Origin of the sequence: Novosphingobium sp. SG720 (genome assembly GCF_012275365.1) — a bacterium.
GTDB lineage: Bacteria > Pseudomonadota > Alphaproteobacteria > Sphingomonadales > Sphingomonadaceae > Novosphingobium > Novosphingobium rhizosphaerae.
Window position 1 is genome coordinate 888,481 of the sequence record NZ_JAAZQN010000001.1, and the last position, 24,439, is coordinate 912,919.

Here is a 24,439-nt window from a genome sequence, read left to right on the forward strand (position 1 = left end):
GTGGCCGCCGGTCAGGCCGGCTGCTTCATCCCCTGGGTGATCTTCTGCGTCTCGGCCTGGGTGGAAGCAGGGCCGGTGTTGCGCTTGTAGATGCCGCCAAGGCCGGCCGCGCGGTTGAACGCGGGCACGTCGCCCTCGCGCTCCTTGAGGCCGAACAGCGGGAACAGGCCGGGATGGCGGCCGAGGCCACCGTAGAGATCAAGGCAGCGATCAAGCCAGCCGCGCAGCGGATCGTCTTCCACCAGCACCGGCGTCTTGCACACCGACGACGTGAACAGGAAGCCGCCCAGGATGCGGTAGTCGGCATAGTTGGGCGTGGCCCCGCCCAGCCACTGGTGCTGCGACAGCGTGGAGCGCAGCGGTTCGAGCGCGGCGGAAATGGCGGCCAAGCGATCCTCGCGGCCGGCCTGGATATCCTCCAGCTTGCGGCCCAGCATCTTTTCGCGCGAATGGGTGATGTATTCGTGGTCCTGCGGCAGCGACAGATCGCGATAGTCCGCGCAGAAGCAGCGCATCCACGGGCCGACGGCGTTGGCCCAGAACCAGTGGTCCAGCGCCTTGAGCGTGGCCGCCACGCTTTCATGCGGGATCAGCGCGGGGCGATCGGGATAGGTGGCATCCAGGTATTCGACGATGCCCCAGCTATCGAGCACCCACTTGCCATCATCGACGATGGCCGGCAGCCGCTCGGTCTGCCCGCCGGTGCGCTCCAGGATGCCGGTAAACCCGCCGGGCACCACATCAAGATCGAAACCCTTGTGCTTCAACGCATATTTGGTCGCCCACACGAACGGACTGATCGTTGCGCCGGTGGAAATGGCCAAGTCGTAAAAGGTGATCTTGTTGTCTTTTGCCATGGCGGCATCCTCTCCTTTGTTGCCGCGATCATGCCATGAATTGTTAGCGAGGCAAACAAAATATCTGCGCAAACAGAAAGCGCCGGCCTTCGTCGGGAGAAGGCCGGCGCCGCGTCCGGGATGTGCTTCCCGGGCGCTTACCTGTGCGGGCTTACTTCTGCGTGCGCCACCCTTCGGCATAGCTGTCGCGCGCCACTTCCGAATAGGGCACGGGGCTGACCACGGCCTTGATTTCGGTCTGCACGTGGGGTTCCACGGTGGGCTTGGTGGTGCCACCATTGGGTTCGCCCCACAGCAGGCTGACTTCGCCGCCGATCGTTTCGTGGCCCGGATCCAGCATCGCCAGGGTCAGGAACTTGCCCTCGTTGGCGGAATAGCCGATCCAGGTGGACAGGCCCACCTGCTTGCCGTCCTTGAGCACCTGGTCGAAGGGATGCATCGCATAGACCGCGCTGGGATATTCCATGAACTTGGCGCGATCGCCCTTGCTGAGCGCCGAAGACTGCACGCGCATGACGTCTTCGTTGTCGAGCGCCAGGGTCACCTTGGTGCGGTGGTTGCCGGCAGCCGCCATCTTTTCCAGCGCGGCGCGGCCGATGAAGTCATGGTCGAACTTGACGAACGGGCCATACCCCAGGTCCCACGGCGTGGTGTAATACCCTTCGACGGTTTCGGGCACATAGCTGCCACCCACCGAGCACTTGGCTTCATAGGAATTGGCCGAAAGCCATTCGCGATAGGGCGCCAGCGCCTCGCCGGTGTAGATCGCCGGAAGGGGGGAGGGGATCCAGCCCGATTCGAGCGTGTTGGACGAGTAGGCACGGCCACCCACCAGGGCGAGGCCGAATTCCTTGCCCGCTTCCACCAGCGCGGCGTGCACCGCGCCATAGTCTTCCCAGGGGCCGAACAGTTCGAAGCCCGGCTGGCCGGCCATGCCATGGCGCAGCGCACGCACGTCCTTGCCGCCGATGGTCATGCGGGTCATGTGGAAGAACTTGAGTTCGGGCGGGGTCTTGCCGGTGGCCTTCTCGATGATCTTCATCGCGTTGGGGCCCTGGATCTGGAAGCGATAGCTGTTGCGCTTGCCATCGTTGCGCATGGCCCAGCGCTCGTCGCGCTCGACGGTCACGTTCCAGTTGCCGGTGGCGGCGTGGTATTCCACCCATTCGATGGTGGGCGCGCGGCCAACCAGGTTGAATTCGTTCTCGTCCAGGTAGAACAGGATCACGTCACCGATGACATAGCCATCGGGCGTGACCGGCACGAACTGCTTGGCGCGATCGGGCTGGAAGTTCTTGAAGCTGTTGATGCCCAGGTATTCCAGCATCTTGAATGCATCGGGCCCGCGCACGGCCAGGTCCACCATGTGGTAGGACTGGTTATAGAGCACGGCGGTGTGGCCCCAGGCCCATTGCTCGGCCCGCCAGTTGGAATATTCCGCCGGCACGCCGGGATAGACATTGGGGCCGACCTGCTGGTTGCGCAGGAAATCGACGAGGTTGGCTTGTGCGCCGATCACGTTGGCCAGGGTTTGCGTCATGACAGGTATCTCTCCCTTGAGCGTTGTCGGGGTGCTTCATGCCTCAAATTCACGCTGGTGAAAAGTTCACAAACATGAATTTAGCAAAAAAGTTCGTGCGGCTTACAATGTGGCATGCCTCAGCGGGTTGACAACGTGCGACAACATGCTGTGATCGGCGCATGACCTGCTCACGACGCGCTGCCCTGCTCGGCCTTTCCGCCGGTGCTTTTGCCCCCATGCTGGCGCGCGCGGCGCCGGTCCTGCCCGATGCGCCGCCGCGCATGCGGGTGATCGTGGACAACGACCTGGCGGGCGATCCCGATGGCCTGTTCCAGCTTGCCCACGCGCTGCGCAGCCCTTCGGCCGATGTGCGGCTGATCGTGGGGTCGCATCTCCATTCCCCCCAGGATGCCGAGCCCGACGACGGCCACCAGGCAGACAAGGCGGCAGCCAAGGCGCGGGAATTGCTGGCCCTGATGGGGCTGGCCGGGCGGGTGCCGGTGGTGCGCGGAGCCGAGGGCGCTCTGGGCCGCGCGGATCGGCGCAGTTCGGCCGAGGCGGTGGCCGCGATCGTGGCCGAAGGCATGCGCAGCGATGTGCAGACGCCGCTGTTCTATACCGCCGGGGCCGGGTTGACCGATCTGGCCGCCGCGCTCCAGGCCGAACCAAGCCTGGCGCAGCGGATGACCTTGGTGTGGATTGGCGGGGCCGAGCATGACGGCGTGGCACTGCCGCCACCGGGCGGCACGCCTGGCGAATACAATTTCACCATCGATCCGGCTGCGGCGCAGTTCGTCTTCGGGCAAAGCGGCATCCCGATCTGGCAGGTGCCGCGCAACGCCTATCGCCAGATGCTGGTGAGCCTGGCCGAACTGCGCGTGCTGGCGCAAAGCGGCCCGGTGGGCGCCTGGTTGGTGGCACAACTGGATCACATGCGTGGCCAGTTGACCCGGATCGGTCGAAACTTGGGCGAAGTCTATGCCTTGGGCGATAGCCCCCTGGTGACGCTCACCGCATTGCAGGCCGCGTTCGAGCCCGATCCCGCCTCTTCGCGCTATCACCTGGTGCCAACCCCGCGCCTGGGCGAGGACGGCGCATATCTGCCGCGCCCCGACGGGCGGCCGATGCGCGTCTATGACTGGATCGACACGCGGCTGACCTTTGCCGACATGTTTGCCAAGCTGGAGCACTGAAACGCAAAAAGGGCCAGCGCTGCGAGAGCGCCGGCCCTTTTTTGCCCATCCGTGGGATGAAAGCGTCAGCCTTCGACGTGTTCGGCCAGAACCGTGAGGCCCTTGGCCGAAACTTCGGCAAAGCCGCCCTGCACCTGGATTTCCTCGGGCTGGGCGCCCTGGGTGCGGTAAATCTTGATCGTGCCGTCCTTGACCGTGGACATGAACGGCGCGTGGCCTTCCAGCACACCGAATTCGCCTTCGGTGCCGGGAACGACAACCTGCCACACCGCTTCGGAGCGGACGAGGCGGGCCGGAGTGACGAGTTCAAAGTGGAGCATGGACCGTCTCTGCGCTCCCCTCCCGCTGGCGGGAGGGGCTGGGGGAGGGGCGGTTAGCCGGATGTTCGAAGAAGGGCGCCCCTACAGGCCCTCCGCCGACCCCTCCCGCAAGCGGGAGGGGAGCATTTGGCCTCAGGCTTCGGCAGCCAGCTTCTTGGCCTTTTCGACGGCTTCGTCGATGCCGCCGACCATGTAGAACGCCGCTTCGGGCAGGTGGTCGTATTCGCCGTCGACCACCGCCTTGAACGAGCGGACGGTGTCTTCGAGCTGCACGAACTTGCCCGGAATGCCGGTGAACACTTCGGCCACGTGGAACGGCTGGCTGAGGAAGCGCTGGATCTTGCGGGCGCGAGCCACGGTCAGCTTATCTTCTTCCGACAGTTCGTCCATGCCCAGGATGGCGATGATGTCCTGCAGCGACTTGTACTTCTGCAGGGTTTCCTGAACGCGGCGGGCGGTTTCGTAGTGCTCGGCACCCACGATGCGCGGTTCGAGCACGCGGCTGGTCGAGTCCAGCGGGTCCACCGCCGGATAGATGCCGAGTTCCGAGATCGCGCGGTTGAGCGTGGTGGTGGCGTCGAGGTGGGCGAACGAGGTGGCCGGCGCAGGGTCGGTCAAGTCGTCGGCCGGCACGTAGATCGCCTGGACCGAGGTGATCGAGCCCTTGTTGGTCGAGGTGATGCGTTCCTGCAGCGCGCCCATGTCGGTCGACAGGGTGGGCTGGTAACCCACGGCCGAAGGAATACGGCCGAGCAGCGCCGACACTTCCGAACCGGCCTGGGTGAAGCGGAAGATGTTGTCCACGAAGAACAGCACGTCCTGGCCTTCCTGGTCGCGGAAGTATTCGGCCATGGTCAGGCCCGAGAGCGCGACGCGCGCGCGGGCGCCCGGCGGTTCGTTCATCTGGCCATAGACGAGCGCAACCTTGGAGCCTTCCGAGGTGGCGTTGCCTTCGGCGTCCTTGGCGATGACGCCGGCGTCGAGGAATTCGTGGTAGAGGTCGTTGCCTTCGCGGGTGCGTTCACCCACGCCGGCAAAGACCGACACGCCGCCGTGGCCCTTGGCGATGTTGTTGATCAGTTCCTGGATGAGCACGGTCTTGCCCACGCCGGCGCCGCCGAACAGGCCGATCTTGCCGCCCTTGGCATAAGGCGCGAGCAGGTCGATCACCTTGATGCCGGTGACCAGGATGGCCGCTTCGGTCGACTGGTCGACGAATTCGGGAGCCTTGGCATGGATCGGGGCGAACTGGTCGGCGCCAACCGGGCCGCGTTCGTCGATGGGATCGCCCACCACGTTGAGGATGCGGCCCAGCGTCTTGGGGCCGACCGGAACCGAGATCTGCGCGCCGGTGCTGGTCACGGCCTGGCCACGGGTGAGGCCTTCGGTCGAGTCCATGGCGATGGTGCGCACGGTGCTTTCGCCCAGGTGCTGCGCCACTTCGAGCACCAGGCGGTTGCCATTGTTGCTGGTTTCGAGCGCGGTGAGAATGGCCGGAAGTTCGCCGTCGAACTGGACGTCGACGACGGCGCCGATGACCTGGCTGATCTTGCCGGTCGAAGTGATGACAGGTGCGGTTGCCATTTGTGTCTTTCCTTGCCTGCTGGTCGTCGTCAGAGCGCTTCGGCGCCGGCGATGATTTCGACGAGTTCGGTGGTGATCGCGGCCTGGCGGCTGCGGTTGTATTGGATGGTCAGCTTCTTGATCAGTTCACCGGCGTTGCGCGTGGCGTTGTCCATCGCGGTCATCGAGGCGCCCTGTTCGCTGGCCATGTTTTCGAGCAGCGCACCGAACAGCTGGACGCGCAGGTAGCGCGGCAGCAGGTCAGCGAGGATCGCTTCCTCGTCGGGTTCGTAATCGACCACGGCGCCGCCATCGTTGGCCACGGCCACGGTGGGCGCCGGCACGGGGATGATCTGCTGCGTGGTGGGAATCTGGGCCAGCGCGCTGCGGAACCGCGAATAGAACAGATGCGCCACGTCGAACTGGCCGGCTTCGTACATGGCCAGCAGTTCGTTGGCGATCTTTTCGGCTTCGGCAAAGCCGGCTTCGCGCACGGTGGTGGTGTCGAACCCGCCGGCGATCGCGCTGGGGAAATCGCGCCGGATCGGGGCGCGGCCCTTGCGGCCGACGAGGTAGAACTTCACCGTCTTGCCTTCGGCGATCAATTCCTGCGCCTTGGCCTTGGCGGCCTTGACGATATTGGCATTGAACGCGCCGCACAGGCCGCGATCGGAATTGGCGACGACCAGGAGGTGAACCTGGTCCTTGCCGGTGCCGGCGAGCAGCTTGGGGCTGCCTTCGCCAACCTGCACCTTGGAGGCGAGGCTGGCCATGACAGCGGCCAGGCGGCCGGCATAGGGGCGCGCGGCCTCGGCAGCGGACTGCGCCTTGCGCAGCTTGGCCGCGGCGACCATCTGCTTGGCCTTGGTGATCTTCTGGGTCGATTTGACCGAGTTGATCCGCAGCTTGAGTTCCTTGAGCGAGGCCACTCGTCTTTTCTCCACTTCATCCCCCCCGGCACGCCCGCAAGGGGCCACCGGGGGGATGAGTCATGCGTTGGTCAGGCGAACTGCTTGGCGAAAGCGTCGAGCGCTTCCTTGAGCTTGGCCTTGGCGCCGTCGCCCAGATCCTTGGTGTCGCGGATTTCGGCCAGCAGGTCGGCCTTCTGCGTGCGCAGGAAGCTGAGCAGTTCGGCTTCGTATTCGGTCACCTGGTCAACCGGCACGGCGTCGAGGTAGCCCTGGGTACCTGCAAAGATCACGCAGGTCTGCTCTTCGAAGCCCTGCGGCGAGAACTGCGGCTGCTTGAGCAGTTCGGTCAGGCGCGCACCGCGGTTGAGCAGCTTCTGCGTCGAAGCGTCGAGGTCGGACCCGAACTGGGCGAAGGCCGCCATTTCGCGGTACTGCGCCAGCTCCAGCTTGATCGAGCCGGCCACCTTCTTCATCGCCTTGGTCTGGGCCGAGGAGCCCACGCGCGACACCGAGAGGCCGACGTTGATGGCCGGACGGATGCCCTGGTAGAACAGGCCGGTTTCGAGGAAGATCTGGCCATCGGTGATCGAGATCACGTTGGTCGGAATGTAGGCCGACACGTCGCCCGCCTGGGTTTCGATGATCGGCAGGGCGGTCAGCGAACCGGCGCCGTTGTCGTCGTTCATCTTGGCGGCGCGTTCGAGCAGGCGGCTGTGCAGGTAGAACACGTCACCCGGATAGGCTTCGCGGCCCGGCGGGCGGCGCAGCAGCAGCGACATCTGGCGATAGGCGACGGCCTGCTTGGACAAGTCGTCGTACACGATCACGGCGTGCATGCCGTTGTCGCGGAAGAATTCGCCCATGGTGCAGCCGGTGTAGGGCGCCAGGTACTGCAGCGGGGCCGGTTCCGAAGCGGTGGCGGCCACGACGATGGTATATTCCATCGCGCCGTTTTCTTCGAGCTGGCGCACGATCTGCGCCACGGTCGAACGCTTCTGGCCGATCGCGACGTAGATGCAGTAGAGCTTCTTGCCTTCGTCCGAACCGGCGTTGGCCGCCTTCTGGTTGATGAAGGTGTCGATGGCGACGGCGGTCTTGCCGGTCTGGCGGTCACCAATGATCAGCTCGCGCTGGCCACGGCCCACGGGCACCAGGGCGTCGATCGCCTTGAGGCCGGTCTGCACGGGTTCGTGCACCGACTTGCGCGGGATGATGCCCGGCGCCTTGACTTCGACGCGGCGACGCTCGGTGTATTCGATCGGGCCCTTGCCGTCGATCGGGTTGCCCAGCGCGTCGACCACGCGGCCGAGCAGGCCCTTGCCGATCGGCACGTCCACGATGGTGCCGGTGCGCTTGACGGTGTCGCCTTCCTTGATCTCGGAGTCCGAGCCAAAGATCACGACGCCGACGTTGTCGGCTTCGAGGTTGAGGGCCATGCCCTTGACGCCATTGGCGAATTCGACCATTTCACCGGCCTGGACCTGGTCCAGCCCGTGAATGCGGGCGATGCCGTCACCGACCGAGAGCACGGAGCCGACTTCCGAGACCTGGGCCTCGGTGCCGAAGCTGGCGATCTGGTCCTTGATGACCTTTGAGATTTCAGCGGCGCGGATTTCCATCGTTCAGCCTTTCGTGCAAACTTTTTGGCTTCAGCCCTTCATGGCCTGGGCGAGCGAATTGAGACGGGTGCGGATCGAGCTGTCGATCATCTGGCTGCCGATCTTGACGACCAGCCCGCCGAGAATTTCGGGATCGACCGCAGTCTTGAGCTTGACCGACTTGCCGGCGCGCGCGGCCAGCTTTTCAGCCAGCGCGGCAACCTGCGCATCATCGAGCGGGTGGGCGCTGGTGACCTGGGCGGTCACTTCGTTGCGCGCGGCCGCGGCGATGGCGGCATAGGCGCGGGCCACATCGGGCAGGGCAGCGAGGCGGCGGTTGCCAGCCAGCACGCCCAGGAAATTGGCCGTCAGCGGGGTGATGCCGAGCAATTGGCCCACGGCAGCGATGGCGCGCGCGGCTTCTTCGCGGCCCACCTTGGGGTTGCGGATCAGCGCAGCGAAATCGGCCGATTCGCGCAGGGCGTCAGCCAGGCGTTCGAGATCGCCTTCCACGGCCGCAGCAAGGCCCTGTTCGTTTGCCAGCTCATAAAGCGCAGAAGCGTAACGCCCTGCCAGGCTGGCGGTGATGCCGCTGGAAATCTCCACGCGCCTCAGTCCCCCTTCGTCCAAGGATTTCAAGCAAGGCACATGACGCGCAAAAAATGCACGTGACGGCCCGCAGTCCCGGCGCGCCTAGCAACGTCACCGCCATATGACAAGTCACCAGTTGGCTCGCGCTGTTGAACGTTGGCCTCCAACACGCAAACGTATGCGTATAACGCCAGCGAAACGTCTCAAGCGCGGGACGGCGGGGCAGTTTGCAGCGCGGGGGTGATTCGGTTTTCGGCGGGCGCTTGCGGGGTTGCTATCTCCCCTCTTCTGAAGAGGAGGTGAGATTGTTGTGCCGCGCTCCCCGTTCAAGGCACCGGCTGGCAGTTGTAGCGCATGCGCTCGTTGGGTTCGGCAGGGAGCAGGGCGCGGATGGCCTGTTGGTCCTGGCCGAAGCGGCGGGCTTCGGTGTCGCCTGCGCCACAGGCCGGGGCGACGATCTTTTGCCGGGCGTCGCGCGCCTTGGTCATCGCGTCGAGCCCCATGAGGAAGCGCTCAACCGTATAGGTGCGACTGTCCGGATCGAAATGGGTGACGGCGATGGTGTCTTCACCGTTGGGCACCAGCACGCGCGACCAGCCGTCGCTTGCCAGGCCATATTGGCTGCGCTCGTTCATGCAGCCATCGCCGCTCCAGGTGATCGGCACGTCGGTCATGTCGGACACGGTCACGCGGCTGCGCTGCGCGTCGATCACGCAGATGAACTTGCCCGCGCGCGCCGGGTTGGCGGCGCCCGCGCTGGCCGGTGCCTCGGGCGTGCCGCTGGCTGCGGCAAGGTCTTCGGCGCGGGCATCGATCGATTGCAGGCTGGGGCGCAGCGCCCAGGCCGCCACCGTGCCCAGCAGCAGGGCGAGCGCGCTGCCGCCAGCGATCCGCGTGGCGCGAGGGTTGCTGCGCTGGGCATAGATGAACGCGGCACCGCCGGCGCCCAAGGTGGCAACCAGCAGGAGCACGGCGATCGCCATGCCATTGTCGCGCTGGGTCAGCACGTCGATCTCGGCCTGGCGGCGCGCCAGTTCGAGGGTGCGGGCGCGGGCGATCTGCTTGGCTTGTGCTTCGGCCGCCTGGCGCGCCTGGTCGCTGGCGGCGCGCTCGCTTTCGGCGCGATCGAGATCGGCGATCGAGGTGCAGGGCAGGTCGCTGGCATGGGCCTGCACGCCGTTCTGTTGGAGGAAGCGCGAGAGCTCGCGCATCGAGATGGCGAAGTAGAATGCCGAATCGGTGCCGTTGTCGCTGATCGTGCCGAACGAATTGACCCCCACCACGCGGCCGCAGGCATCGAGCAGCGGGCCGCCCGAATTGCCCGCGCCGATCGGTGCAGTGTGGAGGATCGTGTCGAATTCCTTGGAACTGCGCCCGGCCGAGACATAGCCGCGCGTCTTCACCGCCGCTTGCGGGCTGACCAGGTCGGACAGCGACAGGCCCTGCGCCAGATCGACATTGCCGGGATAGCCCACCGCGCTGACATCGGCGCCATCGCTGACCTGGCCGGCATAGAGCGACAGTGGGGACAGGCGCCCGCCGCCATCGATCTTGAGCAGGGCCAGATCGTTGCGCGGGGAATAGGCAACGACTCGCGCTTCATAGCCGCCGCGCCCCTCGGGCGGGACGACGCCGGCGATCAGCGTGTCATCCTGGCGCAGCGCTTCGACCACGTGGGCATTGGTCACGACATATTCGGGCGTGACGGCAAAGCCGCTGCCATGGCCGATCAGCGTGGAACTGCGCCCTTCGCTCTGCACGATGACGACGCGCACCACGCCACGACTGGCCGCCGCGATGTCGGCCGGGTCAGCCAGCGCCGCGGGCACGAGCAGGAACGAAACGATGAGCGAGGCGATGAGGCGGCGCAACATGGCGCCGGTCATTGCCGGGATTTGCTTTGATCGCAAGGCGCGGGATGCGTGGGGGCTGCAACGATGGCATGAAGGGGCCACCAAACAGACTCAGGTCCAGACGCAGGAAACGCCATGACCGATGCCCCAACCCTTGATCAACAAGCCTGCTGGCAGGCCGTGCTGGCGCGCGATCGCGCCTGGGACGGGGTGTTCGTCACCGGGGTGCTGACCACCGGGATCTATTGCCGGCCATCGTGCCCGGCGCGGCATCCGGCGCGGGACAACGTGCAGTTCTTTGCCGATGGCGCGGCGGCGCGTGACGCGGGCTTGCGCGCCTGCCTGCGTTGCCGGCCGGACGATCTGGCCCGCGATGCGCAGGCGGTGGCCACGGCGATCGCCGCGATCAAGGACGCGGAAGACGCGCCCAGGCTGGAACAGCTTGCCGCGCAGGCCGGCTATTCGCCCGCGCATTTCCAGAAGCTGTTCACCCGCCATACCGGGCTTTCCCCGGCGGCCTATGCCCGCGCGCTGCGCCAGCGGCGGATGGGCGAGGCGCTGAGCGAGGCGGACAGCGTGACCGAGGCGATCCACGCCGCCGGATATGGCGCGCCTTCGCGCTTCTATGCCGAAAGCGAGCGGCTGGGCATGGCGCCCTCGGCCTGGCGCAATGGCGGGGCGGGGGTGACGATCCGCTGGGCGCAAGTGCCGACCTCGCTGGGGCCGATGCTGGTGGCGGCGACCGACAAGGGCGTGTGCCGGCTTTCGTTCGGCGAGGGCGAAGCAGCGCTGCGCCAGCGTTTCCCCCGGGCGACGCTGGTTGCCGGCGGGGCAGACTTCGCCGCCCTGCTCGATGACGTGATCGCCGCCGTGGAAGTGCCGGGACGGGCCGATCACATCCCGATCGACGTGGCCGGCACTGCGTTCCAGGAAGCGGTATGGCGCCAGCTTCGCGCGATTCCGCCTGGCGAGACGCGCAGCTATGCCCAGATTGCCGCTGCGGTGGGCAAGCCCGGCGCCGTGCGCGCCACCGGCAGCGCCAATGGCGCCAACCACGTTTCGGTGCTGATCCCCTGCCACCGCGTGGTGCGCACCGACGGCAGCCTGGGCGGCTATGCCTGGGGGCTGGAGATCAAGCAGGCGCTGCTGGAGCGGGAGCGGCGGTAGGCCGGCTCAGGGTTTCAGGATCACCGTGTCGGACTGCTGCCAGGCGGGCGTGGCGGAGACGTAGAACGTCAGTTGCGAGAGGGCGCTGATGCGGTGGGGCACTTGCGGGGGCAGGTAGATCACGGCGCCGGGCTTGAGCGGTTGCACCGCGTCACCGATCTGCACGGTGCCTTCGCCGCTGGTCACGAACATCACTTCGTGGCCCTGCTTGGTCATCATGCTGGGCATGGCCGTGCCGGCGGCCATGGTGAAGCGCGCGGCGCTGATCTGGTCGGTGCGCTGTGGCGCGGTGCGGCCGACGAGTTCCTCCAGCTTGATCGGCGGCGGCGGGGGCGGCGTGGCTGCGGCGGGTGCCAGCTTGGCCGGGCCGTCCTCGCGCGTCAGCTGTTTGATCGTGCGGGCAAACTTGGGATAGCGGGCGAGCAGGTCCTTGCGATTTCCGGCTTCGTAATCGGCATATTCGAAGCCGGGTGAGAGTGTGTTGGCGCCAAAGCTGTAAGCCGTTTGCGGTTTGCCGAGGGGGATCGCGCCCATCCAGGTGCCGCGCGGCACCAGGATCTGTGGTTCTTCCCCGGCGAGGACATGGCTGCCCCAGACTTTGGTTTCGCCGTGGCCATCGGGATAGAGCAGCAGCAGGAGCGCCGGGCTGCCACCATAGAAGTGCCACATCTCGTCGGTGGCGAGGCGGTGCATGGCGGAAAAATCGCGCTGGGTGAGGATCAGGTAGGTTGCCGTATAGGCCCAGCGCGGACCGGCATAGCGTTCGGCCAGCGGGCCGCCGATCGCGTCCTTGCTCTTGAAGGTCTGGATGAACCAGGGGCCTTCGTGCGGGATGTTTTCCATGTGGAAATGCCGGATCAGCGCGCGGGCGCCCGCCGGAATGCCGTCGGTGGCGGCCGGACGGGCCATGGCGGACGGTGCGGCGCAGCCCAGCAGCAGCGCGGCGCCCAGCGCGATCGCGGTTTTCATGGTCGTTCTCCATCGCTTGCCGGCAAGCCCCCTGCCGGCGCGGCGCATGGTGTTTAAGCAGAAGTGACGGCCCTGGCCCAGCCTTTGCGCGCGGGTTTCAGTGTCTTGAGGAACGCGGCGGCGCTGTCGCGGTATTCGGCTTGCTTTTCGGCGCTCATGCGGCGCCAGGTGGCGTAAGGGTTGGCCAGGCGCGGGTTGCCCGCGAGGCGGTCTTCATTGCGGGCGAGAAAATCCCAGTAGAGCGCGTTGAATGGGCAGGCTTTCTCGCCCGTCTTGCGCTTCACGTCATAGGCGCAAGTGCCGCAATAGTCGCTCATGCGATCGATATAGGCGCCGCTCGCGGCATAGGGCTTGGATGCCAGCTTGCCGCCATCGGCATAGAGCGCCATGCCCGCCACGTTGGGCAGTTCCACCCATTCGAAGGCATCGGCGTAAACCACCAGGAACCAGTCGGCCACATCCTGCGGAGACAGGCCAGCGAGCAGCGCGAAATTGCCCATGACCATCAGCCGCTGGATATGGTGGGCATAGGCATTCTTGTGCGTGGCGCGCACGCAATCGGCAATGCAGGCCATCTGCGTTTCGCCGGTCCACCAGAATTCGGGCAGGGGGCGGGTGGCGTCCAGTTCGTTGGCCTGCGCCAGATCGGGCATCGTCAGCCAATAGATGCCGCGCACATATTCGCGCCAGCCGATCACCTGGCGGATGAAGCCTTCCACCGCCTCGATCGGGGCGCGGCCTTCGCGCCATTCGGCTTCGGCCAGGCGGCACATCTCCACCGGGTCGATCAGCCCGATGTTGAGCGCCGGGCTGATCACCGCGTGATACATCGTGTCGGTGCGCGCCATCATTGCATCCTGATAGCGGCCGAACAGCGGCAGGCGAGTTTTGAGGAAGCGGTCGAAAGCATGCCTGGCCTGCGCTGCCGTGACTGGCCAGGCGAAGTGATCCAGGCTGCCGAAGTGATCCTCGAACCGCGCAGCGACCAGATCGAGCACTTCGCGCGTGATCGCATCGGGCGCAAAGTGCGAAACAGCGGGCGGGCGGCAATCGGCATCGGGGCCGCCGCGATTGTCCGCGTCGAAATTCCACTTGCCGCCCACCGGTTTTTCGCCGTCCATCAGCAAGCCGGTCTTGCGGCGCATGTCGCGATAGAAGAATTCCATGCGCCATTGCCGGCGCCCGGCGGCCCACTGATAGAAATCGGGCAGGGGGCAGACGAAGCGTGTGTCGGGCAAGATGCGCACGCGCACGCCCAGGCTTTCGCCCCAGGCATCGATCATCGCGCGCACCCGCCATTCGCCCGGCTCGGTCACCTGCACGCCGCGCGCGCCGTGGCGCTCAACCGCGCGGGCCACTTCGCCGCTGAAATTGCCGGTGTTGGCGGGATCGTCCAGCGTGACGTAATCGACCGTGAAGCCCTTTTCGCGCAGCTCTTGCGCAAAATGGCGCATGGCCGAAAAGATCATGGCGATCTTGGCCTTGTGGTGGCGGACGTATTGCGTCTCGTCCCACACTTCCATCATCAGCACCACGGTATCGCCGGGCGCGCGGTCAGCCAGGCTGGACAGGCCATGCGAAAGCTGGTCGCCCAGCACGGGGACGAGAACGGGACCCTTTGTCATCCCGCTTAAACGAAGCTGTAGGGGTCGATATCCACGGCCACGCGTACCCCTTGGGGAAAGCGGAACGGTTCGAGCCACTGGCGGATGACTTTCTGCACTTCGCTCGATCGGCGGGCATTGACCAGCAGGCGATAGCGATAGCGGCCGCGCAACAGCGAGAGCGGGGCAGGGGCAGGGCCGAGGATCATCACATCGTCGAGGCGCGGCGCGGTGCCGCCAATGGCACGGGCGGCGTCGCGCGCTTCGGCTTCGTCCTCGCTCGACACGATGATCGCGGCCCAGCGTCCGAAGGGCGGGGCATGGGCCTCACGCCTGGCTTCGGTTTCGGCGGCATAGAACGCGTCGCGCTCGCCGCTGGCCAGGGCAGCGATCACCGGGGCATCGGGATGGCGCGTCTGGATCAGGACTTCACCCGGCTTCTCGCCGCGCCCGGCGCGCCCGGCGACTTGCGCCACCTGTTGATAGGTCCGCTCGGCCGCGCGCAAGTCGCCACCTTCCAGGCCCATGTCGGCATCGACCACGCCCACCAGCGTGAGATCGGGGAAGTGATAGCCCTTTGTCACCAATTGCGTTCCCACGATCACGTCGATGGCCTTGTTTTCCGCTTGCGCCACGAATTCGGCCGCTTTGGCCGCGCTGGTCAACGTGTCCGAAGTGACAAGGGCCACGCGGGCCTCGGGCAGGATCGTCGCCACTTCGTCGGCAATCCGCTCCACGCCGGGGCCGCAGGCGACCAGGCAATCGGGCTCTCCGCATTCGGGGCAGGCGCGCGGCGTGGGCACTTCATGGCCGCAATGGTGGCAGGCGAGCCGCTGCGACAGGCGGTGCTCCACCAGCCAGGCCGAGCAATTGGGGCACTGGAAGCGATAGCCGCAGGTGCGGCACAAGGTGAGCGGCGCATAGCCGCGTCGGTTGAGGAACAGCAGGCTCTGCTCCCCCTTGGCCAGCCGATCACGCAATCCTTCCACCAGCGGCGGAGCCAGCCAATGGCCGCGCTCGGGCGGCTGCTCGCGCAAGTCCAGGATCTTGATGTCGGGCAGGCCGGCCCCGCCGAAACGGCTGGGCAGCACCAGCCGTTCATAGCGCCCGGTGCTAGCCATGTGCAGGCTTTCCAGCGCAGGCGTGGCACTGGCCAGCACCACCGGCACGCTTTCGAAATGGCCACGCATCACCGCCACGTCGCGCGCGTTGTAGCGCACGCCATCGTCCTGCTTGAACGAGATCTCGTGCGCTTCGTCCACCACGATCAGGCCGAGCGCGGCGAACGGCAGGAACAGCGCCGAACGCGCGCCGACCACCACTTGCGCGCGGCCTTGCGACACCGCCCGCCACGCGCGCCGCCGTTCCGAGGACTTGAGCGAGGAGTGCCAGGTGACCGGCGCCACGCCGAAGCGCGCCTCGAACCGTGACAGGAAGCTTTGCGTCAGGGCGATTTCGGGCAGCAGCACCAGGACCTGGCGGCCCTGTTCCATCGCGGCGGCGATGGCTTCGGCATAAGTCTCGGTCTTGCCCGATCCAGTCACGCCATCGAGCAGGAAGGTGGTAAAGCGCCGCGCGCCCACGGCGGCCACCAGCCGTCCGGCCACTTCGGCCTGGGCCGGCGTCAATTCCGGCACGGCATGGCGCGGATCGGCGGCGGGATAGGGGCGGTCGGCATCGACGGTGACCGGTTCGAGCAGCCCGGCATTGACCATGCCGCGCAGCACGCCATCGGAAACCTCGGCAATTTCGGCCAGCTCGCGGATCGTCGCCTGCTGGTCGATCAGCAAGTCCATCGCCTGCGCGCGTTGTGGCGTCAGCCGGCCCGGTTCGCGGCCCGACAGGCGATATTCGGTCACCGTGCTGCCGCCCTGGAGCGCCGCCGTGCTCGACAGCGCCATGCGCGCCACGGCGGCGAGCGGCGCCATATAGTAATCGGCGCACCATTCGATCAGGCGGCGCAAGGGGGCGCCCAGCGGCGGCACCGGCAGCACGCCCAGGATCGGGCGCAGCTTGTGTTCGGGCACGTCGGCGCTGGGCAGGCGATCGGCTTCCCACACCACGCCCAGGATCTGGCGCGGCCCAAGCGGGCAGACCACCACCTGGCCGGGCACCACGTCGAGATGGGCGGGCACTTTGTAATCGAGCGGACCCAGCGCGGCGTTGAAGACCACGCAGCGAATGCGGCGGGCCGTGCGTTGTGGAGGCGGCTGGGTCATGCCAGATGCATATAGGGTGCCAGGCGCAGGGGGCAAATGGGGAACGGCGTTTGCCCGGCCACGGGGAACAGGGCCAAGAGCGCATCGTTGATCAAATGGCGCACACAACCGCACCTGACAGCGCGGCATAGCTGCCCTATAGCCCGCGCCAGATTCGCCGTTATCAAATCATAACCCACCGCGCAGGAAGCATCCCATGAAGTTCTTTGTCGACACGGCCGATACCGCCGAAATCGCCGATCTGGCCGCCACCGGCCTGCTCGATGGCGTGACCACCAATCCCAGCCTGATTGCCAAGTCGGGCCGTGACTTCATCGAAGTCACCAAGGAAATCTGCCACCTCACGCACGGGCCGGTTTCGGCCGAAGTGGTGGCGCTCGATCACCCGACGATGATGCGCGAGGCCGAGATCCTGCGCAAGATCGCCGACAACGTGTGCATCAAGGTGCCGCTGACGATCGACGGCCTCAAGACCTGCAAGAAGCTGACCGCCGATGGCACCATGGTCAACGTCACGCTGTGCTTCTCGGCCAACCAGGCGTTGCTGGCGGCCAAGGCTGGCGCCACGTTCGTTTCGCCGTTCGTGGGCCGCCATGACGACAACGGCTTCGATGGCATGGACCTGATCCGCGACATCCGCCTGATCTATGACAACTACAACTTCGAGACCGAAATCCTGGTCGCTTCGGTCCGCCACGGCATCCACGTGCTGGAAAGCGCCCGCATCGGCGCCGACGTGATCACCGCGCCGCCGGCCGTGATCAAGGGCCTGTTCAAGCACGTGCTGACTGAAAAGGGCATCGAAGGGTTCCTTGCGGATTGGGCCAAGACCGGCCAATCTATCGGGTAAGGATGAACCCGCGCCCCGGTTTTCGCAGCCGGGGCGCTATTTTGCAAAACTGGATTGATTCTTGGCTGCCGAATCCCCGCTCGATACCTTCCGCTCGGTTCTCACCGGCACGTCCCGCGCGCTGGCGGAACAGCCCGAAGTGGAAGTGGCCTGGACATCGGACCAGGCGAGCCAGACCGGCAAGCTGATGCGCGTGCCCATGCCCGGCCGCGCGCTGCCGGCCGACCAAGTGGCCCAGGCGCGCGGCGCGGCCGATTCGATGGCGCTGCGCCTGCGTTTTCATAACGAAGCCCTGCACAATGCCGGCGCGCCGGGCGAAATGCTCGCCCGCGCCTGTTACGATGCGGTGGAGCGAGTCCGCTACGAAGTGCTCGGCTCCGATGGCTATAGCGGGATGCGCGGCAATCTGGACGCCGTAACCGCGCAGCGCGTGGCCGCCGATCCGATCAGCCGCGCGACCAAGCCCGAGGAAGTGCCGCTGCCGACCGCGCTTTCGCTGCTGCTGCGCGAAAAGCTGACCGGCGCGCCGATCCCGGCGCTGGCCAAGCTGGGCACCGACATGGTGCGTAGCTGGATCGAGGCCAAGGCGGGCGACGACATGGCCGGCCTGGCGGGTAGCCTGGAAGACCAGAAGGCGTTCCAGAAGCTCGCCCTCTCGATGCTTGGCCATCTCGATCTCACTCAAGTCTCTGCGCCCGAGCAGAACGAGAGCGAGGACGAGGAAAGCGAGGACGAGGACGACGGCACCGAAAAGCCCGAGGACGCCGAATCCAGCGCCGACGACCAGCAGCCGATCGAACAGGCCGGTGACACGTCGGACGGGGAAGGCGATGGCGAGGACCAGGAAGAAGTCGAGCGTCCCGACGATGCCGCCGACGCCGACATGGCCGACGAGGGCGAGGAAGGCATGCTGCCCACCCGGCCCAACCGGCCCTGGACCGACTTGCCCGAAGACTTTGATTACAAGACCTATACCACGCGCTTCGACGAAGTGATCGCGGCGACGGACCTGTGCGACGAGGAAGAGCTGACGCGGCTGCGCGCCTATCTCGACAACCAGATGAAGGGCTTGCAAAGCGTGGTCACGCGGCTGGCCAACCGGTTGCAGCGCCGGCTGATGGCGGCACAGAACCGCAGCTGGGATTTCGACCAGGAAGAAGGCCTGCTCGATGCCGCGCGGCTGGCCCGCGTGGTGATCGCGCCGGGCCACTCGCTGTCGTACAAGATCGAGCGCGAAGTGGAGTTCAAGGACACTGTCGTCACGCTGCTGATCGACAATTCCGGCTCGATGCGCGGGCGGCCGATCTCGATCGCGGCGATCAGCGCCGACATTCTCGCGCGCACGCTGGAGCGCTGCGGGGTGAAGACCGAAGTGCTGGGCTTCACCACCCGCGCCTGGAAGGGCGGCCAATCGCGCGAAGCATGGCTGGCCGGCGGCAAGCCCGCGCATCCGGGGCGCCTCAACGATTTGCGGCACATCGTTTACAAGAAGGCCGACGAACCCTGGCGCCGCGCGCGCAAGAACCTGGGCTTGATGATGCGCGAAGGCCTGCTGAAAGAGAACATCGACGGGGAGGCACTGCTCTGGGCACACACCCGCATGCTCGCCCGCCCCGAAGACCGCCGCATCCTGATGGTGATTTCCGATGGCGCGCCGGTGGACGACAGCACCCTGTCGGTCAACCATGCCGGCTACCTGGAACAGCACTTGCGCAAGGTGATCGACTGGATCGAGAAGCAAAGCCCGGTGCAGCTGGTGGCCATCGGCATCGGCCACGACGTGACCCGCTATTACCGCCGCGCCGTGACCATCATGGACGTGGAGCAACTGGGCGGCACGATCGTGGAGCAACTGGCCGACTTGTTCGAGGTGGATTGAGAGCGGGGCTGCCGGGGTTTGACAGGCTCAGCCCGAACGGGGTTTTGGGTCAGTTAAGCCCCATCCTCTTTAGAAGAGGGGGTTGGGGGTGGTGCGAACCCTTGCGCCAGGCATCCACCACCCCCCGACCCACTCCTTGCGAAGAGGATGGGGAGATAAACCAGTAACCTTGACCTTGCGCCCGGATGCAAGGCAAAGCGCGCGGCATGACCGACCAATCCGCCCCGCCAGTCCCGACGACGCTCACGCTGTTCAACAGCCTTACCCGCGCGCTCGAACCCTTCGTGCCGGTCCATCCCGGTGAAGCGCGGGTCTATTCCTGCGGGCCGACGGTCTATAACTATCCCCATATCGGCAACATGCGCGCCTATGTCTTTGCCGACGTGCTGGGCCGCACGCTGTCGTGGAAGGGCTATGCGCTCACCCATGTGATCAACATCACCGACGTGGGCCACCTCACCGACGATGCCGACGCGGGCGAGGACAAGCTGGAAAAGGCGGCGAAGGCCAATGCCCAGTCGATCTGGGACATCGCGCGGCATTATACCCAGGCCTATTGGGCCGATATCGCGGCGCTCAACATCCGCCAGCCGGCGCACTGGTCGATCGCCACCGATTATGTGCCGGCGATGATCGAATTTGCCCAGAGCATCGCCGACAAGCACTGCTACGAATTGCCCGGCGGCCTCTATTTCGACGTTTCGACCGTCGCTGATTATGGCAAGCTGGCCCGGGCCGCCACGGACGAAGGCGAGGGCCGGATCGAGCAGGTGGAAGGCAAGCGCCACCAGGCCGACTTCGCGATCTGGCGCAAGACCCCGCCGGGCGAGACGCGGCAGATGGAATGGGACAGCCCCTGGGGCCGCGGCGCGCCGGGCTGGCACCTGGAATGCTCGGTCATGTCGGGCAAGCTCCTGGGCTTTCCGTTCGATATCCACACCGGCGGGATCGACCATCGCGAGATCCACCACCCCAACGAAATCGCGCAGAACCAGGCGTTCTGCTGCGCCGGCAGCCTCACCGATCCGGCCAATTCCGGCGCGCGGATGTGGATGCACAACAATTTCCTGGTCGAACGCTCAGGCAAGATGAGCAAGTCCTCGGGCGAGTTCCTGCGGTTGCAACTGCTGATCGACAAGGGCTACCACCCGCTGGCCTATCGCCTGCTGTGCCTCCAGGCGCATTATCGCAGCGAGCTGGAGTTTTCCTGGGAAGGGCTGGGCGCCGCGCTGACGCGGTTGAAGCGGCTGGTGATGGCCGTGGCGCAACTCAAGGAACGGGCCGAGCCTAGCGCGGATGTTTCGGACTGGCAGGCGCATGCCAAGCTGGCGCCGCTGGTGGCGCGTTTCGACGCGGCGATTGCCGAAGACCTCAACACCGCCGTGGCGCTCACCGTGCTGGACGAAGCCGTGGCGCTCAAGAAGATCGATCCCGCGCTGAAACTGGCGGCAATCGGGGCGTTCGACAGCGTGCTGGGCCTCAACCTGCTCACCCTGTCCCGCACCGACCTGCGCCTGCGCCCCAAGGCGGCGACGGTGACCGAGGATGAAATCGCGCAAAAGATCGCCGCCCGCCACGAAGCCCGCGCCATCAAGGACTTTGCCCAAAGCGACGCCCTGCGCGACGAACTGGCGGCCCAAGGCGTGGACGCGATGGACGGCGATCCGCTGGGCTGGGACTGGCGGCTGGGCTGACCGCACGGTTGCGCCAGATGCCCTTCGACAGGCTCAGGCCGAACGGAAGTTGCAGAAAAGTCTGTGAAATCCGTTCGGGCAGAGCTTGTCGAAGCCCCAGGCGGTTTCGCGCCGAGCGCTCATCGCTTGGGAACGACCGTCAGCTTGTAGGGGATGTAGAGCAAGACGCCCGTCAACCCGTCGCGTGCCCATTCCACCGGGCGGCTGAGGCCTTCCACTTCCACGGCATAGTCCGCGCCAAAGGCTTCACTGGTGGCGTGGGCATCGGCCGCTACGGCGCGCGCGATGGCAGGGCGGTATTGGTCGGGCGCGACGACAGACAGCGTCAAGTCGCCATCTTCCTCCATAAGTGCGCGCCCAACCGGCTTCACCATCTTGATGAATGCGGTAATTCGCGCCTGTGCGCTCCGCGCGTCTACCTTGTCGGACAGCGGCACTTTGACCAACACGGTCAGCGCCTGGCTATCGGGACGGTTGGTGCGTTTGAGCGTCAGGCTGCGATAGTTGGCCGTGGTCACCGGTTCTACCACCGTTTCGCCATGGGCCAGGCTGACACCGGCCTTGTCCGCCGCCGCGATGGCGCTGGCGAGCATGGCGTAGATTTCATCGGCCCGCTGCGTGGCATCGCGGGTGTCGCCGGTGATACTGACTGGCATGACGGCGAAATCCGCCATGCGATGCAGCCCCACGGCGGGGCGATCGGCACTGTAATCGTCGGTGTCACGGCGCTGGGCCGTGACGATAACTTCCCCGCTGCCGGATTGGGCCTGCGCCGGGCTGGCTAGGCTTCCAAGCGCCAGGGCCAGCCCCAACGTGCCGCGATACGAACGTGTCATCCTCAGGCCCTCCCGTTTGACCAGAGGGTTGCGAGCGAATGACGCGACCGTCAACCCAGCTCGGCCTGCTTTGCCGATCACCCCTGGTCGAGCAGCAGCAGTTCCAGTTCCACTTCCAGCGTGCGTTGCGGCAGCACGGTTTCGTCGGTGCGCACCACGGTCACATCCGCGACCAGGGCGCCAGGGACAGTGAATTCGTGATCGGGCAGGGCGGCGATCAGGGCTTCGCCGTCGTCGCAGGCTTCCCAGCCGGTGTAGCGCAGCACCACGGTGTGGCGGGCGCCGGAAAACGTGACGCTGGCCCAAGGCTGCTCGCGGTGGTCGATCAGCTGCGCGCTGCGGCCGGCGAGGGCGAGCACGCTGCGCACCACGCGGGGGGCGAGTCCCGTGCCGACTCGGCGCTTGCGAGGGGCGATGGCTTGGCCGAATGGATCGTGATCGCGCAGCATCGAAGGCAATCCTCTGTTTGAATTTCAAAGAAGTTCATGAAATGTTCCGCATACCCTTTGCCAAAACGGCGGCAGCGGTGGCTGGTCTGGATGGTTAAGACCCTGGTTTGAATCGTGGCATGAAATTTCCTCGGTTTCCGGTGCAGTCCTGTGGACAAATCCCGATAAAAATCCTATAACCATGGCTCAGGACCTAGTGTCTAGGAAAAATCCTTCGAGTTTGGACGCACCATGGCGAAGTCTCTGGAATCGGTTGAAAGCGCTGCGATGGCGGGCAAAATCGGCAATGCCGAACCGCTCGATCCGGCCCGCGCACGATTGGTGGAACTGGCCACTGCGCGGGGCGTGTCGCTCTCTGCGCTGTCGGGCCTGATCGGCCGCAACGCCAGCTACTTGCAGCAGTTCGTGCGCAAAGGATCGCCGCGCAAGCTGGAAGAGATCGACCGGGGCACCCTGGCGCGATTCTTTGGCGTGGACGAGGCCGAACTGGGCGCGCCCGATCCGGCCGTGCATGTGCCGGCTTCGCTGGCGCGGCGCAGTGGTGAGGGCGGGGTGCCGGCCAGCGCCTCTGCCCCGCGCAGCGCGGCCGAATGGGCCGACATTCCGCGTCTGGCGCTGGGGGCGTCGGCCGGGCCGGGGGCGCTGGCGGCCGATGAAGTGCCGGTGGGGCGGCTGCGTTTTTCCAGCCGCTGGCTCAAGGCGCAAGGCCTCGATCCGGCGATGCTCAGCGTGATCGAGGTGGAAGGCGATTCGATGGAACCGACGCTGCGCGACAGCGACGAGATCCTGGTCGACCGCACCCCGCGCCCGCTGCGCGCGGGCATTCACGTGATCCGCGTAGACGATGTGCTGCTGGTCAAGCGGCTGGAAGCGGGCGCGGCCGGCATGATCCGCGTGATCAGCGACAACCCCGCCTATCCGCGCATGGAGCGCCCCATGGCTGACGTGGACGTGGTGGGCCGCGTGGTGTGGAAAGGTGGCAAGATCTAACCACCGCGCGGCATGGCTTGCCATTTGGCCCGGCGCTGGCCATTTCAGGGGGCATGAGCCAAGCCCCCGCCAGCAACCAGCCGCCGATGAAAGTGGCGATTCTGCCTGTCACGCCGTTGCAGCAGAACTGCACCCTGCTGTGGTGCACCGCCACGATGAAGGCTGCCGTGGTCGATCCCGGTGGTGACCTTGACCGCATCAAGGCGCTGATCGCCAAGGCCGGGGTCACCGTGGAAAAGCTGTTGATCACCCACGGCCACCTCGATCATTGCGGCGGTGCAGCGCAGCTTTCGCGCGACCTTGGCGTGCCGATCGAGGGCCCGCACGAGGCGGACCTGTTCTGGATCGCCAAGCTCGCCGAGGACAGCGGCCGCTGGGGCGTGCCGGCAGAAATCTTCACGCCCAGCCGCTGGCTGGAACATGGCGACACCGTCACGGTGGGCAACCTCACGCTCGACGTGGCGCATTGCCCCGGCCACACGCCGGGCCACGTGGTGTTCTTCCATGAACCATCGCGCTTTGCCATGGTGGGCGACGTGCTGTTCCAGGGCGGTATCGGCCGCTGGGATTTCCCGTTGGGCAATTTCGACGATCTGGTCGGCTCGATCACCGGGCGGCTGTGGCCACTGGGCGATGACGTGACGTTCATTCCCGGCCACGGGCCGCACAGCACGTTTGGCCAGGAGCGCGCCACCAACCCTTACGTGGGCGACGCGGCCCTGGCCTGATTCGCGGCCGAATCGGCGCCTGCGCGGTTCAGGCGTCGGCCGCGATGGAAATGGCCCAGATCGCCAGGCCCAGCAGCGTCAGCATGGTCGTCAACGCGCCGACCGAGCGCAGCTTTGCAAGGAGGCCGCCGTCCATGCCCACGCCATGGGCCACGCGGCCCAGCAGATAGATCGCCATCGCACCCAGCAGCCAGGGGCTGCCGGGGCGGGCCAGTTCGACCACGCCGGCCAGGATCAGCACGATCGGCGCACTTTCGATGAAATTGGCCTGGGCGCGCATCCGCGCAACCAGGGGGGGATGGCCGCCATCGCCCAGCGAAATCTTCGCCGCGCGCCGCACCATGCCGATGCGGATCATCAGCCAGATGTTGAGAATCGCCGCGGCCCCGGCAGAAGCCAGGGTGATGGGCAGGACCGTCGGCATTGTCATTATCCCCTCTCGTCGAGCCGGCGTGGGCGTTTCTTGTGCGAACGCCCCGGCAGATGGTGTGCAACCTAGCGAGGGCATGCTTGCAAAGCACCAGAAAATCCGTATAGGCGCGGCCTTCGCCCGTGATAGGCGATGCCGGTCCACCCGCTCTCATCCAGAACGGAAGCCGTATGAACCCTTCGTCGTGAGATGCGGGGTTGTGCGGTGGCACGGTTT

21 protein-coding genes are annotated in these 24,439 nt (G+C 66.1%); 7 read left to right on the top strand and 14 right to left on the bottom strand.

Going from position 1 to position 24,439, the window contains the following annotated elements; all coding sequences use genetic code 11:
* Nucleotides 1-11: 11 nt before the first annotated feature.
* A complete protein-coding gene (locus FHW94_RS04005; RefSeq protein WP_168554449.1) occupies nucleotides 12-857 on the bottom strand; it encodes a beta-etherase in 846 nt (281 codons plus the stop codon).
* A gap of 151 nt (nucleotides 858-1,008) precedes the next feature.
* The gene (locus FHW94_RS04010; RefSeq protein ID WP_168554450.1) at nucleotides 1,009-2,397 is read right to left on the bottom strand and encodes an aminomethyltransferase family protein; all 1,389 of its coding nucleotides are present in this window, start codon (nucleotides 2,395-2,397) and stop codon (nucleotides 1,009-1,011) included.
* A 161-nt stretch (nucleotides 2,398-2,558) separates the two neighbouring features.
* Between FHW94_RS04010 and FHW94_RS04015 the strand changes: the two genes are divergently transcribed.
* A complete protein-coding gene (locus tag FHW94_RS04015) occupies nucleotides 2,559-3,572 on the top strand; it encodes a nucleoside hydrolase (RefSeq protein WP_168554451.1) in 1,014 nt (337 codons plus the stop codon).
* 65 nt (nucleotides 3,573-3,637) lie between these two features.
* Here FHW94_RS04015 and FHW94_RS04020 read toward each other — a convergent pair whose 3' ends face one another.
* From FHW94_RS04020 to FHW94_RS04045, 6 genes are all read right to left on the bottom strand, one after another.
* The gene (locus FHW94_RS04020; RefSeq protein WP_168554452.1) at nucleotides 3,638-3,892 is read right to left on the bottom strand and encodes an ATP synthase F1 subunit epsilon; all 255 of its coding nucleotides are present in this window, start codon (nucleotides 3,890-3,892) and stop codon (nucleotides 3,638-3,640) included.
* A gap of 132 nt (nucleotides 3,893-4,024) precedes the next feature.
* Entirely contained in the window at nucleotides 4,025-5,476 is a 1,452-nt protein-coding gene (gene atpD / locus FHW94_RS04025) for a F0F1 ATP synthase subunit beta (RefSeq protein ID WP_168554453.1), read from the bottom strand.
* 29 nt (nucleotides 5,477-5,505) lie between these two features.
* On the bottom strand, nucleotides 5,506-6,384 hold the full coding sequence (locus FHW94_RS04030) for a F0F1 ATP synthase subunit gamma (protein WP_168554454.1): 879 nt from the start codon (nucleotides 6,382-6,384) through the stop codon (nucleotides 5,506-5,508).
* A 71-nt stretch (nucleotides 6,385-6,455) separates the two neighbouring features.
* The gene (atpA, locus tag FHW94_RS04035) at nucleotides 6,456-7,985 is read right to left on the bottom strand and encodes a F0F1 ATP synthase subunit alpha (protein WP_168554455.1); all 1,530 of its coding nucleotides are present in this window, start codon (nucleotides 7,983-7,985) and stop codon (nucleotides 6,456-6,458) included.
* Between the two features lie 30 nt (nucleotides 7,986-8,015).
* Complete coding sequence (locus FHW94_RS04040) at nucleotides 8,016-8,570, bottom strand: F0F1 ATP synthase subunit delta (protein ID WP_168554456.1); 555 nt, start codon at nucleotides 8,568-8,570, stop codon at nucleotides 8,016-8,018.
* Between the two features lie 311 nt (nucleotides 8,571-8,881).
* Entirely contained in the window at nucleotides 8,882-10,441 is a 1,560-nt protein-coding gene (locus tag FHW94_RS04045) for a trypsin-like peptidase domain-containing protein (protein WP_168554457.1), read from the bottom strand.
* Between the two features lie 102 nt (nucleotides 10,442-10,543).
* Here FHW94_RS04045 and FHW94_RS04050 point away from each other — a divergent pair, with 102 nt between their 5' ends.
* Complete coding sequence (locus tag FHW94_RS04050) at nucleotides 10,544-11,575, top strand: methylated-DNA--[protein]-cysteine S-methyltransferase (RefSeq protein WP_168554458.1); 1,032 nt, start codon at nucleotides 10,544-10,546, stop codon at nucleotides 11,573-11,575.
* 6 nt (nucleotides 11,576-11,581) lie between these two features.
* Here FHW94_RS04050 and FHW94_RS04055 read toward each other — a convergent pair whose 3' ends face one another.
* Genes FHW94_RS04055 through FHW94_RS04065 form a run of 3 tightly spaced genes read right to left on the bottom strand, consistent with a single transcriptional unit; the run spans nucleotide 11,582 to nucleotide 16,367 of the window.
* The gene (locus tag FHW94_RS04055; protein WP_168554459.1) at nucleotides 11,582-12,544 is read right to left on the bottom strand and encodes a cupin domain-containing protein; all 963 of its coding nucleotides are present in this window, start codon (nucleotides 12,542-12,544) and stop codon (nucleotides 11,582-11,584) included.
* 53 nt (nucleotides 12,545-12,597) lie between these two features.
* The gene (locus tag FHW94_RS04060) at nucleotides 12,598-14,169 is read right to left on the bottom strand and encodes a cryptochrome/photolyase family protein (RefSeq protein WP_168554460.1); all 1,572 of its coding nucleotides are present in this window, start codon (nucleotides 14,167-14,169) and stop codon (nucleotides 12,598-12,600) included.
* 5 nt (nucleotides 14,170-14,174) lie between these two features.
* Nucleotides 14,175-16,367, bottom strand: a complete 2,193-nt coding sequence (locus tag FHW94_RS04065; RefSeq protein WP_168554461.1) for a primosomal protein N' — start codon at nucleotides 16,365-16,367, stop codon at nucleotides 14,175-14,177.
* Nucleotides 16,368-16,563: 196 nt separating this feature from the next.
* On the opposite strand from FHW94_RS04065, the gene fsa reads away from it, so the two are divergent.
* From fsa to cysS, 3 genes are all read left to right on the top strand, one after another.
* A complete protein-coding gene (fsa, locus tag FHW94_RS04070) occupies nucleotides 16,564-17,217 on the top strand; it encodes a fructose-6-phosphate aldolase (RefSeq protein WP_168554462.1) in 654 nt (217 codons plus the stop codon).
* Nucleotides 17,218-17,278: 61 nt separating this feature from the next.
* Nucleotides 17,279-19,096 carry a cobaltochelatase subunit CobT gene (gene cobT / locus FHW94_RS04075; protein ID WP_168554463.1) on the top strand — a complete coding sequence of 606 codons (1,818 nt, stop codon included), beginning with the start codon at nucleotides 17,279-17,281 and terminating at the stop codon, nucleotides 19,094-19,096.
* 206 nt (nucleotides 19,097-19,302) lie between these two features.
* The gene (gene cysS / locus FHW94_RS04080; protein WP_168554464.1) at nucleotides 19,303-20,790 is read left to right on the top strand and encodes a cysteine--tRNA ligase; all 1,488 of its coding nucleotides are present in this window, start codon (nucleotides 19,303-19,305) and stop codon (nucleotides 20,788-20,790) included.
* Between the two features lie 119 nt (nucleotides 20,791-20,909).
* Here the strand turns inward: cysS and FHW94_RS04085 are convergent, their stop codons facing one another.
* Nucleotides 20,910-21,626 carry a TonB-dependent receptor gene (locus tag FHW94_RS04085; RefSeq protein WP_168554465.1) on the bottom strand — a complete coding sequence of 239 codons (717 nt, stop codon included), beginning with the start codon at nucleotides 21,624-21,626 and terminating at the stop codon, nucleotides 20,910-20,912.
* Nucleotides 21,627-21,703: 77 nt separating this feature from the next.
* Complete coding sequence (locus FHW94_RS04090; RefSeq protein ID WP_246865871.1) at nucleotides 21,704-22,075, bottom strand: hypothetical protein; 372 nt, start codon at nucleotides 22,073-22,075, stop codon at nucleotides 21,704-21,706.
* Nucleotides 22,076-22,342: 267 nt separating this feature from the next.
* On the opposite strand from FHW94_RS04090, the gene FHW94_RS04095 reads away from it, so the two are divergent.
* Together FHW94_RS04095 and FHW94_RS04100 are read left to right on the top strand one after the other, a co-directional pair.
* Nucleotides 22,343-23,065 carry a S24 family peptidase gene (locus FHW94_RS04095; protein WP_168555457.1) on the top strand — a complete coding sequence of 241 codons (723 nt, stop codon included), beginning with the start codon at nucleotides 22,343-22,345 and terminating at the stop codon, nucleotides 23,063-23,065.
* An 86-nt stretch (nucleotides 23,066-23,151) separates the two neighbouring features.
* Entirely contained in the window at nucleotides 23,152-23,793 is a 642-nt protein-coding gene (locus FHW94_RS04100) for an MBL fold metallo-hydrolase (protein ID WP_168555458.1), read from the top strand.
* Between the two features lie 28 nt (nucleotides 23,794-23,821).
* On the opposite strand, the gene FHW94_RS04105 is transcribed toward FHW94_RS04100, so the two are convergent.
* Nucleotides 23,822-24,223, bottom strand: coding sequence for an MAPEG family protein (locus FHW94_RS04105; RefSeq protein ID WP_348981761.1), 402 nt, complete (start codon nucleotides 24,221-24,223; stop codon nucleotides 23,822-23,824).
* Nucleotides 24,224-24,439 lie beyond the last annotated feature (216 nt).

Coding starts and splice junctions, on each gene's coding strand:
- FHW94_RS04020 (WP_168554452.1), bottom strand. CDS start 3,892: ATGCTCCACTTTGAACTCGTCACTCCGGCCCGCCTCGTCCGCTCCGAA.
- FHW94_RS04060 (WP_168554460.1), bottom strand. CDS start 14,169: ATGACAAAGGGTCCCGTTCTCGTCCCCGTGCTGGGCGACCAGCTTTCG.
- FHW94_RS04050 (WP_168554458.1), top strand. CDS start 10,544: ATGACCGATGCCCCAACCCTTGATCAACAAGCCTGCTGGCAGGCCGTG.
- FHW94_RS04065 (WP_168554461.1), bottom strand. CDS start 16,367: ATGACCCAGCCGCCTCCACAACGCACGGCCCGCCGCATTCGCTGCGTG.
- FHW94_RS04045 (WP_168554457.1), bottom strand. CDS start 10,441: ATGACCGGCGCCATGTTGCGCCGCCTCATCGCCTCGCTCATCGTTTCG.
- FHW94_RS04055 (WP_168554459.1), bottom strand. CDS start 12,544: ATGAAAACCGCGATCGCGCTGGGCGCCGCGCTGCTGCTGGGCTGCGCC.
- FHW94_RS04085 (WP_168554465.1), bottom strand. CDS start 21,626: ATGACACGTTCGTATCGCGGCACGTTGGGGCTGGCCCTGGCGCTTGGA.
- FHW94_RS04005 (WP_168554449.1), bottom strand. CDS start 857: ATGGCAAAAGACAACAAGATCACCTTTTACGACTTGGCCATTTCCACC.
- cysS (WP_168554464.1), top strand. CDS start 19,303: ATGACCGACCAATCCGCCCCGCCAGTCCCGACGACGCTCACGCTGTTC.
- FHW94_RS04010 (WP_168554450.1), bottom strand. CDS start 2,397: ATGACGCAAACCCTGGCCAACGTGATCGGCGCACAAGCCAACCTCGTC.
- FHW94_RS04095 (WP_168555457.1), top strand. CDS start 22,343: ATGGCGGGCAAAATCGGCAATGCCGAACCGCTCGATCCGGCCCGCGCA.
- FHW94_RS04105 (WP_348981761.1), bottom strand. CDS start 24,223: ATGACAATGCCGACGGTCCTGCCCATCACCCTGGCTTCTGCCGGGGCC.
- atpA (WP_168554455.1), bottom strand. CDS start 7,985: ATGGAAATCCGCGCCGCTGAAATCTCAAAGGTCATCAAGGACCAGATC.
- FHW94_RS04015 (WP_168554451.1), top strand. CDS start 2,559: ATGACCTGCTCACGACGCGCTGCCCTGCTCGGCCTTTCCGCCGGTGCT.
- FHW94_RS04090 (WP_246865871.1), bottom strand. CDS start 22,075: ATGCTGCGCGATCACGATCCATTCGGCCAAGCCATCGCCCCTCGCAAG.
- fsa (WP_168554462.1), top strand. CDS start 16,564: ATGAAGTTCTTTGTCGACACGGCCGATACCGCCGAAATCGCCGATCTG.
- FHW94_RS04100 (WP_168555458.1), top strand. CDS start 23,152: ATGAAAGTGGCGATTCTGCCTGTCACGCCGTTGCAGCAGAACTGCACC.
- atpD (WP_168554453.1), bottom strand. CDS start 5,476: ATGGCAACCGCACCTGTCATCACTTCGACCGGCAAGATCAGCCAGGTC.